Origin of the sequence: Candidatus Electronema sp. PJ, from assembly GCF_048287395.1 — a bacterium.
Lineage (GTDB): Bacteria > Desulfobacterota > Desulfobulbia > Desulfobulbales > Desulfobulbaceae > Electronema.
The window spans coordinates 45,826-57,753 of sequence record NZ_JBLWEO010000042.1 but is presented as its reverse complement, the minus strand read 5'-3'; the positions used below and the strand labels follow the sequence as shown (position 1 = coordinate 57,753).

Sequence of the window (11,928 nt, the reverse complement as noted above, 5' to 3'; positions counted from 1 at the left end):
ACAGAAGGTCAGGTTATGAAGAAGAGTTTCCACCTACTGCACGCTGCTGTCATCAGCCAGGGACTCTGCGCCCGCTGCGGTCTCTGCGTCGGAGTCTGTCCGGCAAATGCGCTGGGTTTTGACGAGCACAGTTTTCCTGTACTGACAGGCCCCTGCCAAACCTGCGGCTTGTGCGTTGCCTGCTGTCCAGGGGCAGAGGTAGATCTGCCTGCCCTTACCCAGGAACTGCATGGCAGGCCCTATGACTACAGCAATCTGCAAGGCCCTCTTGAAAGCACCTTCGTTGGTCATGCAGCAGACCATGAGATCCGCCATGCTGGGGCCAGCGGCGGCGTAGTCACCGCCCTGCTCCTCTTCCTGCTCTCAACAGGACAGATCAATGGTGCGGTCATCGTGGATGCCGACCCAGAAAAGCCGTATCTATTTAGAGGCAAGCTGGCCTGCACCGTTAAAGAGATCAGCAGTGCTGCCCAGTCCAAATACTGCCTAGTCCCATCTATGGAGGCCTTGCGGGAAGTCCGCGCCAGCAAGGGGAGATTTGTCGTAGTAGCCCGCCCTTGCCAGGTGCAGGGACTGCGAAAACTGGCTCTGGCTGATCCGACCCTCTTTGCCAAGATCGAGGTCATCCTGGGCCTGTACTGTTCCTGCACCTTGCAGCCTGAAGCGCATCTGGAGTTCCTCCAGGCAGCAGGTATCTGTCAGGAAGAAGTAGCGCGTTTTGAGTTCCGAGGCGAGGGCTGGCCAGGCGGCATGGTAGTGGAGAAGAAAAGCGGGCATCGCATCCCTCTTCATCCTGGTGAAGCATACGGAACTGTCATCAATACACTGTTCCGGCTTTATGCTCCTGACCGCTGCCGCCTATGCCTTGACGGCACCTCTGAATTAGCCGATCTCAGCTTCGGCGACTTCTGGTCTTTTGATTATGCCGATGAGTTGCGCAAGCTAGAACGCTGCACCTTAATTTCCCAGCGCACAGTCCGAGGCGGACAGATCTTGGCAGCGGCGGAAAAGGCTGGCGTTGTTGTCCTGCATCCCCTGCCCGCAAACAGATTCTCGCAACGAGCCTTGGCGATGGTCAAAGGCAAACGGAGCCGGGCAGCTATTGCGATGGCCAAGCGGCGCAAACAGAACCTCTCTGTGCCGGATTATCATATCACAATCCCTCAGCCTGGCCTGGCAGAATGGAGGAAGAACCTCTCCTCCCTGATGGCTGGCCTGTTTCGCGGTCGCCTAGGCCGAGCTTTCGTGCTGAGGGTGTTGCTCTCCCCTTGGATCAGCGTTATTCACCGGCTACGGATGAAGGTGTCTTTCTGGCACGGGCAGAACTGAGAAGGGGCTGAGAAGGAGAGTCCCTCACAAGGGCTATTCCTCTTGCAGTGCCTCTAGCAACAGCTTATTCGCTAACTGCGGGTTGGCCTTGCCCTTGGTCTTCTGCATGAGCTGACCGACCAGGAAGCCCATAACCTTGGTCTTGCCCTCCCGGTATTGCCGTACTTGTTCGGGGTTAGCGGCGAGTACCTCGCGGACAGCAGCCAGCAGCTCGCCTTCGTCGCTCATCTGCACCAAGCCTTTGTCTTTGACGATCTGCTCTGGATCGTTGCCGGTAGCCAGCATCTCCGCAAAGACGGTCTTGGCAATTTTGAGGGAGATTTTACCCTCTTGCACCATCAGCAGGAGAGTAGCGAGTTGCTCAGGACTCACTTTGCAGTCACTAAACTGCTCAGGGCTGTATTCGCGTAGCATCTCGGTCATAATGAAGTTCGCCACTGCCGACGGATGTACTGTCGGAGCGATCTGCGTACAGATCTCTTCAAAAAAGTCGGCAAGCTCGCGGGAGGAGACAAGAATCCTTGCTACTTCTCGGAGAACGAGGGCATCTGCCTCGTTTTGTTGGTTTGATTTTCTGAGCAGTTCTATGAACCGCAATTGTCGCTGTTTGGGCAATTCTGGCAAGCTCCTTCGCATTTGCTCAATCCACGCCTCGTCAATCACGACTGGCACTAAGTCCGGGTCGGGGAAGTAGCGGTAGTCATGCGCCTCTTCCTTGCCCCGCATTGCCTCGGTGCGGTTGGTATCTGGATTCCAGAGCAAGGTAGCTTGAGTGACGCTGCCACCATCCAATAAGATGTCCCGCTGCCGTCGCTCTTCGTATTCGAGGGCTAATTGCACATTGCGGAAGGAGTTCATGTTCTTCAGCTCGGTGCGGGTGCCCAGCTTCTCTTGGCCTCTGGGCCGCAGAGAGATGTTGGCATCACAACGGAAACTGCCTTCCTGCATGTTGCCGTCGCAGATGTCGAGGCAACGGACGATGCCGTGCAGCTGCTTGAGGTACGCAGCCGCCTCTTCAGGGGAACGCAGGTCTGGCTCGCTGACGATCTCCAGCAGAGGCGTGCCGGTGCGGTTGAGGTCAACATAGCTCTTCGGCTCGCGCTCGTCGTGAATCAGCTTGCCTGCGTCCTCCTCCATGTGGGCTCGGGTTATGCCAATGGTCTTCTTCTCGCCGTTGACCTCGATCTCCAAGCGGCCATGCTCGGCAATCGGTTTCTCGAACTGGGAAATCTGATAGCCCTTGGGCAGGTCGGGATAGAAGTAGTTCTTACGAGCAAAGCGGTTCTCCCGGTTGATCTGTGCATCCACAGCCAAGGCCAGCTTGATGCCGTTCTCCACCACCTGCCGGTTGAGCACGGGCAGCGAACCCGGCATTCCCAGGCAGACCGGACAGGTCTGGGTGTTGGGCGGTGCACCAAAGGCGGTGGAGCAGCCGCAGAATATCTTGCTCTTGGTCTTCATCTGGGCATGGACTTCCAGCCCAATCACGGTTTCAAATTCCATAATGTTATCCTGTGAAATAGTAGCGGCTTGTTTTATGTGTTGAGCATCTGCTTCAGCTGCACAAGCAGCAGTGGAATATCTTTCAGCACAGAATCCCAGATAATTGCATTCTCAATCACATCATAGCCGTGCGCAATCACGTTTCTGAACCCGATAATCTCGCGCCAATTGTCAATACGGTCAAGCAGCGTCGGGTCAATGTGCTTTATCCTGTTGAGTGCTTCACCAATAATTTCAAATTGCCGCTCAACCGCAGATTGCGTTTTCAAGTCCGCGTCATATTGCTCTTCATCCATGTCTTGCGTGAATTGAAGGATCAGCTCGCAGGCGGCAACTGCGTCCTCAAGGCAAACAAACGGATCATGCGGCATAGAGCATCCTCGTGTTGGAGAAGATGTATTCTCTGATGCGCTTGTTTTTGATTGCTCGCGGCATGACCAGATCAACTGAGCGGGAGAATAATACTTCCAGTTCAAACTTCACGTTCATGTACCTTTTGAGTCCATCCTGCGCACCATCCAGCTCTATCAAAAAATCAATGTCGCTCTGCTCGTGAAAGTGCTCAGTAACTGCGCTGCCAAAGGCGATCAGGTTCCTGACATGGTATTTCTTGCAGATGCTGCTAATTCGGTCTTGATATTGCTCAAAATCAAGCATAATCATGTCTCCATGTGCTCGTCTATTTCGCTATTGATTGTGACCGCATAGGTCATGACTGATTCTCCAGATCAATCTCGTGCAGTGCCTGAGCAAAGGGGACAGTCTCCTGCGGACCAGCTTTGGCTGCGTCGTAGGCGCGGATGTCATCCAGTTCCTCCAGTTCTTCAAGAATCTGCGCCCATTCAGCAGCAGAAATGAGGACTGCGGTGCGGGTCAGCGCGGCATCAACAAGGTATTGCGGATGAACAGTGATCATGGGGACTTGTCTGTTGAGCTTGCAAGAAAAGCGTTGTGTGGCAGCCTCATTGTACACAGAACCGGCCAGAGGAACAACCGGCAGAGAACATTCCCTCCCGCATTCTGCGCTTCACAGTCAGCCAGCAGCCTCTTTTGGAGACACTAGGGTCACTCTTTGGGAGTGACTAGGCTAACTCCACTGGAGTCACTAGGGTGACTCAGGTGGAGTCATTAGAGTGACTCAGGTGGAGACACTAGGCTGACTCCAGTGGAGTCAGCCTGGTCACTCGGAGGGAGTCAGCCTAGTGTCTCTTAGGGGAGATACCCTAGTGTCTCTGCAATGCCGACTGCCCGCTGAACAACCGCACGGTGCCGCAGGGCGATTGGCGAGCTGCACCTACTCCTTGTTGCCGCGTAGGTCATTGTCCTCGAAGATGCCAACTCCGCTATTAGTCGATGAAGGTGGCTGTTTGATCTGTCAGCCAGAGCATCCAAGAGAAGCTACTCGAATCGGCGTATTGATAGGCGAAACCCATTTCTCTCTGCATATTTTCAATCAATTCTTTTAAGAGAATTTCCTGCGTTCCCTGATCTTCATCAGAAAGCATAGCCCCGACAACGGAGACTAAACCATTTTTGCCCTTGGCAAGATACTCGTCAAGCCCTCGAATCCAATATCTTCGCGAATCTGGCCCCTTCGCTTTATCCGAAACGTTGCACAATGCCAGCACACCGATATAAGTAGGTTTGATCTTTACAGTCTCGATGTTTTCTTTGCCATCTTTGCCTATGGACTTGATCAGTTTAGCTTCCGGCGGAGCCTTTATCTCCACTATGAGTGCTCCAGCTTTGATAGCATCCTTGAATGCGTTTGGTGCGAGTCTGAGACGGGAGCAGTCAATTGTTTTTGGCGGAGGAAAAGCCTCACCAGAATGATATGTATTTCCAGTGGACAGAAATGTGAATATGATATCAGGAGAGTCCAGTGTAACCATGTTTAATGGTCGCTTCGCGTCAACGTCCTCCACTTTTTTTCGCAATCGTTCTATACGAGCACGAGCCTCATCTGCCCATTTACCGTTGGAATGTTGATAAAGATAGTACGTTAATCCGCCTTCACCTAACCTTGAGAGCCTCTCCCAATCATTCCTGTCTTTATCGCTGCTGTCAGTGTAATGGCTGATTGAATTAGCAGAATAATAAGTTCCCACAAGCAGTGCGACACTCATGAACGCAGCGGCAATAAGTACCTTCCGCACAACCGGTTTATTCTTCGGCTTATCAGGTGGCAATACCTGAGGCCCATAGTAGTTGATCTGCGTGCCGATAGCATTGCTGCCCTGCGCAATGTTCTGTTCTCCGCCTTTAGATTGGAATGTATTGGAAGAACTGGCAGGTTCCTTGCCGCTCTTCTCGACTTGCGGTGTTTCCTTTGCCGCATTTGCTGAATGAGCAGCAGCGCAGGCGGACTCCTTCCGACTGAGCTCCAGTGCCGCCATAATCTGCTGCGCCATCTTCGCAAGGGCTTTACGAAGCTGCGGCGAGGTGAAGTCCTCAAAGCGCAGCTCACGCCAGTCCGCATACTGCCGCGCTGCGATAGTCTTCGCCAGCTTGTCGTGCTCCCGCTTGGCTTTGTCTTGCAGCACAGGACAGCTCACATAATAGACCGGCAGGATGAGATCACTGCGGCCCAGCGTCTCTTCCCGCTTCAGGAATCGCTCCAGCTCATCCCGGCAGGCAGTGCTTTTGAAGAATGCTGGCGTGAGGATCGGAATGAGAAAGGTGACAGCATCGAGCGACTGGTTGATGCGCTCCTGCCATTGTTGTCCCCAAGCAATGTCCTTCCGGTCTTGAAAAATGTCGAACGGCTCGCCGGTGTGCATCCGCACTTCGCCGCTCAAACGTTCGCGGAACTGCGTCATCCATCCATTGTCATGACGGTCGTCCTCATTCACATAACTCATGAAGGCAAGTGCTGTCCGGCTCATGTCAATTACCTCCGCAGCAGCAAGCTCCCCTGCCTGCGCAGTTTCACGCCACCGCCATATCTGCGCCGCTGCTGATCCACTGCCGCAGCTTGGCCAGCTCTTTGGGCCAAGTATCAGCAGCGCGAATCGTCAGGAAGAGGCGGAACAGCTCGTTGACCAGCTCTATGCCTTCCTCCAGCAGGGCAACACGCTCCAGAATCTGCCCTTCCAAGCCTTCGCGCTCATTGCTGCCGCCGCCGTCATCAGCCCCAGCAGTGGCAGGCAGCTTCATGCTGCGGAACTCCAGCGTGGCAGCGGTGAGGGTAAAGCTGTATTCGCGTTCCTCGCTACCGATCTTCAACCGAGCCTGCTCAGGCCGTTTGCCCAAGGCTAGACCAGCACGCGCCTCTTTCAGCTCAGTCATCAAACCCCGACAGACCAGCTTCTCACATTCAGGGCCTTCGCCGCACTCCAACAGCATGTGTTTCTCGAACACTACCGGTACAGTGCCCCGGCCCGGCAGATCAATGCTGCCGCCCCGCTCCTCAGACTTGCACCAAAGCCAGATGAGGAACTCTTGGCCGAGAAAGCGTTTCTCTTCGATCAGATCAAGTAAGTCCATGTTCGTTGCCGTGGGTTAAATTAAGGATGCGGGCTGGAGGCTGTCGAGCTTGGCGGCTGTCTTCTCGTCAAGGAGCTGAAGCGCGGTATTCCACGGCACCTGCATGACCAACGACAGGCCGAAGGTCTCTTTAAACAGCTCTTCCAGCAAGGCCAGCGGCTTGCGGCCATTAGAGAAAAACAGCACCGTGCCTGTCTGCACGTTCCAGCAGAGGTCATAGACCGCAGGCACTGGCGGTGATTTCCGCATTAGCTCGGCCTTAATCCGCTCCTTGATCTCTAAGCGGACAGTACGGCTGAGACGGCGCAGGTCTTTTTCCTCTTTAATCCGCGCTTCTTCCTTGGTGGCGAACTTTTTCAGCACCGCACCGGAAACCTTACGCTCATCAACCCGCAGAGAAAGCACTACATAATCGCCAGCGGCATACGAGCCATAGGCAAATCTGGAGTCGAACATGTCACCCACCGAAACCCAGCCGATAGACAGCTCGTCGAGGGTGTCGTCAATATCCTTGAAACTGTGTTTCGCCACCTGCTCTGCAATAAAATCCCAAGCATTGCTGGGAAGCTCACCTTCCACCATGAAGCGGGTGAAAGAGGCGCTACCTGCTAATAAGCCCATGTCCGTGTCCTTAGAAAAAATGCTGTTTCGCCCGATGTGGAGCTACTGAAAAAGAATCCGCGCCGAACCTTATAACAAAGAAGAGCTACAGGCAACAGAGAAGTGTGCTCTGCCCCTGCTGAGATACGCCGGGCAGGTTCTCTGCGGCAAGAAACAGGGAACTTCCGAAGCTGCTTTTGCTCCCTTCCAGAGGAGCTTTCGGACATGTAAATGCAGCGGCGGCCCGGTGTCCTACTGCTGAGTTTTTTTGGTGTCTCCATGAACCAGAACTTGGTGCAGACACCAAGTAGAGACAGGCCGCTACTTGCCCCGCAGCTTGGCGCGGATGTCTTCCAATGCTGTGCGCCATTCCTCCAAATTGGGATGACCAATCTCCTCGGCAAGCTGCACAGCGCGGCTCATGTATGGCTCCGCCTTGGCTAAGTCTCCCTGCTTTCTGTATGCAAGGCCGATATTCCAGCTCGTGACTGCTTCCCCTGCCTTGTCGCCAATCTCTCGGCGTATGCTCAGGCTTTGTTCCAAATAGGTCAGGGCTGTGTTATAATCACCTTGTATCCTGTGAATTACACCGATGTTGCTTGTTATTGCGCCTTCGCCTGCCCGGTCGCCAATCTCCCTGCCTATCGTCAAGCTCTGCTCATGTAAGGGTAGTGCTTCAGCATACCGGGCAGCATGGTGAAAGTCACATCCTGCCGCATTGCTCAGATAGTAAGCCCGTTCCCTACAACGATCTTTCGGAAGCAGTTTAGCAGCGTTGCGATAGTATTCAGCAGCCTTGGCATAGCGTAGCTGGACACGTTGGAGCAACGCATTGTCCGCATTGCTTGCCGCAGCGGAGATGCGCCGCAGCTTGGCTAATTTCTGCTGTTGTCTTGCTGCTTCCTCCAGTTGTTCTATAGCCTGCACATCGCGGGCTTCGGCCTGATTCAGCAGTGCCTCGGCCTTGGCGTAGTCTCCAGCCTCCTTAATCGCCTGCCGGGCCGCCTGCTTCAGCCGCACCACCTCTGGGTCTGTGGACTGCACGGCCTCCAAGCGCAGGAGCAGCTCCTTGTGCGTGGCGGCTATCTCGCGCAGCTTGCTGTCCAGGTCGCCAGCAGGCACCTTCTCCTGATCCAGTATCCTGAAGAAGCTGGCAAGGGCGGAGTCCGTGACCGCGAGCTTGCCAGCGTACTCAGCGAAGAGCGCAGGAGGGATGCCGTTCACCGTGACATTGCCCGTGCCGGAAAAGATGCAGCCGTCGCCGCGCACCTCCTGCGTGGCATTGTTCTGCTGGCCGATGGCCCCGTTGCCCTGGGCGACGTTCTGCTCGCCGCCCTTGCTGTCGAAGTGGTTGGTCATGTTCTCTCGTGTGTGGGCTTATGCCGGAGGATAGGGGAGAGGCACAAGCCTGAACAGAGCAATCACCCTCTCCTTCTTACTTCCTCTATCATCTCATAGAGCAGATCCTGCGCTTGCTTGGGCGAGAGGTCATCCGGGTCAACGTCCTTCAGGCGCTGGCATAAGATATCTTCCTTGGTTGGAAAGAGGGACAGTTGGCAGACAGCTTGTTGCCGCTGGGCCTTCTTGGTTGAGACAGCAATGGTGGGTTCTCCGGTTGGGGTAAACTCTCCGCGCTCGATGTTGGTCAGGATCTCCTGCGCCCGCTGCACGACCTGCTTGGGCACACCAGCCAATGCCGCGACTTGGATGCCATAGCTCCGACTGGCTGCGCCTTGCACCAGCTTATGCAGGAAGATAATGCTGCCTTTGTGTTCCCGCACGGCGATGGAGTAATTCCTGATACGTTGCTGGGTGGTGGCCAGATCAGTCAGCTCATGGTAATGGGTGGCGAACATGGTCTTCACGCCACGCCCGTTCTTCTCAGCCAGATCTTCTGCCACTGCCCAGGCTATCGCCAAGCCGTCGTAGGTAGAGGTGCCGCGCCCGATCTCATCTAAGATAACCAAGCTCCGCTCAGTGGCATTGTTGAGGATGTTGGCGGTCTCGTTCATCTCGACCATGAAGGTGGACTGGCCGCGCCGCAGGTCATCCATCGCGCCAACACGGGTGAAGATGCGATCAACAAGGCAGATCTCCGCCTGAGCCGCTGGGACAAAGCTGCCGATATGCGCCAGCAGCACAATCAATGCCGTCTGCCGCAGCACCGTTGACTTGCCGGCCATGTTTGGCCCGGTGATGATCAGCAACTCATGCGCTTCCTGATCAAGATGGACATCGTTCGGCACAAACCGGCCAGCTTCCAGGCTACGTTCAATCACCGGATGACGGCCCTCACGAATGATAAGGGCATCGCCCTCGCTGATACAAGGCTTGTTGTACTGGTAACGATCAGCAGCTTCTGCCAGACTCACCAGGAAGTCAGCACGGGCAACAGCATGGGCAGTCTTCAGTAACCTGGTGCTTTGCTGGGCTATCCGCTCCCGTATCTGGAGGAACAGCTCATATTCGAGAGTCAACCGCTTGTCCTGGGCTGTCGTGATCCTTTCTTCCAGCTCCTTTAGTTCCGGGGTAATGAACCGCTCGGCGTTCGCTAAGGTCTGCTTACGGATGAAGTCCTCTGGCAGCGTGCCTTTCTGGGCATGGCTGACCTCGAAGTAATAGCCAAAGACCTTGTTGTACCCCACCTTGAGCTTGGCAATCCCGCTGCGTTGCCGCTCTTTGGCCTCAAGGTTGGCGACAAGCTGCTTGCCATCTCGCAGCAGCACCAGCAGCTCGTCAAGCTCGGCATGAAAGCCTTCCCGAATCAAGCCGCCCTCACGCAGCGTCACTGGCGCATCATCCCGAATAGCCTGCGCAATCAAGTCATGCAGATCAAAAAGCGGGTCAAGCTCCAGGCCAAGGTCTTGCAGCAGGCCAGCTGGGGTGTTCATCAGCAACTTCTTCAGCTCTGGCAGGCAGGCCAGCGAGAACTTGAGGCTCGACATATCACGCGCATTGCCATGACCAAGCACGAGACGACTGCACAGACGTTCGAGGTCATAGATGCCCTTGAACTGGGCTTGGATGTCCCTTCGGCGCAGGCTATCTTCCAGGAGAAGCGCAACCGCAGCGAGCCGCCGCTCAATGCGTCCTTTGTCTTGCAGCGGGAAGAGCAGTTGCTGCCGCAGCAGACGCGCTCCCATTGGCGTTAAGGTGAGATCCAGCACTGAGAGGACTGAGCCTTGTCGTCTGTTACCAATCAGGGTTTCAGTCAGTTCCAAGTTGCGGCGCGAGGACTCATCTATAATCAGAAAACCTGAGCGGGTGAGCAGGCGCAAGCTGCTGATATAGGACAGCTCGGTCTTCTGGGTTTCCTGAATATACGCCAGCAGGCCACCAGCGGCCCTGATGCCTGTGTCCAGCCCATCGCAACCAAAGCCTGCCAGACTGCTGACCTGGAAGTGTTCCAGCAGGGTGGTGTGCGCCTGGTGCCGTTCAAACGTGCTGTCGTGCCGCTTGGTCAGACATAGGCCTGGCAGGAGCACGCTCAGTTGGTCGAGCAGGTCGGCCAGCAGCTCAACCTCTTCCTCGGCAACCAGCAACTCGGCAGGCTGCATCCGGGTGATCTCGTCAATCACTGTCTCGTAGCGACCATCGCTCAAGGGCAGCTCGCTGATCAGGAAATTACCAGTAGAGAGATCAAGAAAGCTGAGGCCAAGTGCAAGCAGCTTCTGCCCCTTACGGCTAACGGCTAAGGCACAGACAAAGGTGTTGCTTTTCTCGTCTAAGAGCTGCTCATCGGTCGTAACACCTGGCGTGACCACCCGCACCACCTCGCGCCGCACAATACCCTTGGCCTGCTTCGGGTCTTCCACCTGCTCGCAGATTGCCACCCGGTAGCCCGCCTTGACCATCTTGCCCAAGTAGCCGGTCAGCGCATGATAAGGAACGCCGCACATCGGCACCTGCTGCGCATCCTCGCGGCTGCGTGACGTAAGCGTGATCCCCAGGACACGCGAGGCAATCTCGGCATCCTCAAAGAACATCTCGTAGAAGTCACCCATCCGGTAGAAAAGGATAGTACCAGGATGCTGCTCCTTGATCTCCAAATACTGCCGGAGCATGGGCGTGATCTTGATAGAGGCAGGGGATACGGAGCTGGTGTCTTCGGCCACGGTGCGGTGGTGTAGGGTTGAGGTTGAAGGGTTTTATGGTGTAGGGGCAGGCCCCTGTGCCTGCCCTTTGCTGTATCCCGCCAAGAAAGGGTGGGCACAGGGAGCCGCCCCTACGGGAGAAAATCTCAAGGGTACCCTGTAACCAATCTAGTGGGTACCTATCAGACACACTGGTGGGTACCCATCAGGCATTCTAGTAGGTACCCACTAGACACGCTGATGGGTACCTACTAGATTGTCAGATGAGCAGGGAGATGTTTTACCTTCTCCCGCCAGTTCTGGCTGCCGTGCCTGCTGCGGCTTCTGCTGGCGGCTGCGCAACTTCTCTGTCCTTGTACGCCAGAATTCTAGCTCCTGCTCATAGGACATCCCAGCTGTCAGCGAGGCAACCCGCTCTGCACCCTGCCGTTTCCACTGAATGCACTTGGGTTCATGGTTCATCATAGGAGATCACCGAGGAAGGAGGATAGATGCTGATTACGCTGTAGTCATGCAGCGTGTTGACAGCATTGTACTTGGGAACCTTGTCAAAATGGACAATATGCTTGAAGTTCCAGCTCACGATCAGCTCGCAGCCGGACACTGTGGCGAGCGCGACATGGGTTGCGTCATCTGTTGACTTTGGCGTGACAATGCCTGCGTTCAGATAGGCATTTCTGAGGGCAAGCACTTCCTGGCTGACTTCGGCAATGGTTGCAGAGGCGGAGAACTCGTCAAACAAGGCCTGCACTTCTCTGGGTGCTGACTTGATTTCCTCTTCGATCAATGCTGACACGACCAGCTCAAACCTGCCTGTGCGCAGCTCGGCAAAGAACCTTTGGCTGTCTTCGGCAAACTCCTCGTCGAATGCTCCACCAAAGACAGAGGTGTCTGCATATACCTTCATAGAACGGCT

General features: G+C 55.3%; 12 protein-coding genes. 1 reads left to right on the top strand and 11 read right to left on the bottom strand.

Translation table 11 applies throughout. The annotated features are described in order from the left end of the window. Positions 1-15 precede the first annotated feature (15 nt). Positions 16-1,329: a Coenzyme F420 hydrogenase/dehydrogenase, beta subunit C-terminal domain gene (locus ACNKIB_RS06540; RefSeq protein WP_417909744.1), complete on the top strand. Its 1,314-nt coding sequence runs from the start codon at positions 16-18 to the stop codon at positions 1,327-1,329. Between the two features lie 33 nt (positions 1,330-1,362). Here ACNKIB_RS06540 and gatB read toward each other — a convergent pair whose 3' ends face one another. From gatB to ACNKIB_RS06485, 11 genes are all read right to left on the bottom strand, one after another. After that, positions 1,363-2,832: an Asp-tRNA(Asn)/Glu-tRNA(Gln) amidotransferase subunit GatB gene (gene gatB, locus ACNKIB_RS06535; RefSeq protein ID WP_417909743.1), complete on the bottom strand. Its 1,470-nt coding sequence runs from the start codon at positions 2,830-2,832 to the stop codon at positions 1,363-1,365. A 32-nt stretch (positions 2,833-2,864) separates the two neighbouring features. Continuing rightward, positions 2,865-3,203: a DUF86 domain-containing protein gene (locus ACNKIB_RS06530; RefSeq protein ID WP_417909742.1), complete on the bottom strand. Its 339-nt coding sequence runs from the start codon at positions 3,201-3,203 to the stop codon at positions 2,865-2,867. Next, on the bottom strand, positions 3,193-3,489 hold the full coding sequence (locus ACNKIB_RS06525; protein ID WP_417909741.1) for a nucleotidyltransferase family protein: 297 nt from the start codon (positions 3,487-3,489) through the stop codon (positions 3,193-3,195). The genes ACNKIB_RS06530 and ACNKIB_RS06525 overlap by 11 nt, the downstream gene beginning before the upstream one ends. Positions 3,490-3,541: 52 nt before the next feature. Next, positions 3,542-3,748 (bottom strand): hypothetical protein, encoded by a 207-nt coding sequence (locus ACNKIB_RS06520; protein ID WP_417909740.1) that lies wholly within the window; start codon positions 3,746-3,748, stop codon positions 3,542-3,544. A 430-nt stretch (positions 3,749-4,178) separates the two neighbouring features. Next, positions 4,179-5,717: a toll/interleukin-1 receptor domain-containing protein gene (locus tag ACNKIB_RS06515; protein ID WP_417909739.1), complete on the bottom strand. Its 1,539-nt coding sequence runs from the start codon at positions 5,715-5,717 to the stop codon at positions 4,179-4,181. A 43-nt stretch (positions 5,718-5,760) separates the two neighbouring features. After that, a complete protein-coding gene (locus ACNKIB_RS06510) occupies positions 5,761-6,318 on the bottom strand; it encodes a hypothetical protein (RefSeq protein ID WP_417909738.1) in 558 nt (185 codons plus the stop codon). A gap of 15 nt (positions 6,319-6,333) precedes the next feature. After that, entirely contained in the window at positions 6,334-6,939 is a 606-nt protein-coding gene (gene rdgC, locus ACNKIB_RS06505) for a recombination-associated protein RdgC (RefSeq protein WP_417909737.1), read from the bottom strand. 300 nt (positions 6,940-7,239) lie between these two features. Then, the gene (locus ACNKIB_RS06500; RefSeq protein WP_417909736.1) at positions 7,240-8,277 is read right to left on the bottom strand and encodes a tetratricopeptide repeat protein; all 1,038 of its coding nucleotides are present in this window, start codon (positions 8,275-8,277) and stop codon (positions 7,240-7,242) included. Positions 8,278-8,339: 62 nt separating this feature from the next. After that, the gene (gene mutS, locus ACNKIB_RS06495) at positions 8,340-10,982 is read right to left on the bottom strand and encodes a DNA mismatch repair protein MutS (protein WP_417909794.1); all 2,643 of its coding nucleotides are present in this window, start codon (positions 10,980-10,982) and stop codon (positions 8,340-8,342) included. Positions 10,983-11,240: 258 nt separating this feature from the next. Further along, a complete protein-coding gene (locus tag ACNKIB_RS06490; RefSeq protein WP_417909735.1) occupies positions 11,241-11,477 on the bottom strand; it encodes a hypothetical protein in 237 nt (78 codons plus the stop codon). Further along, the gene (locus tag ACNKIB_RS06485) at positions 11,464-11,919 is read right to left on the bottom strand and encodes a type II toxin-antitoxin system VapC family toxin (RefSeq protein ID WP_417909734.1); all 456 of its coding nucleotides are present in this window, start codon (positions 11,917-11,919) and stop codon (positions 11,464-11,466) included. Before ACNKIB_RS06485 ends, ACNKIB_RS06490 begins: the two co-directional genes overlap by 14 nt. Between the last annotated feature and the right edge of the window lie 9 nt (positions 11,920-11,928).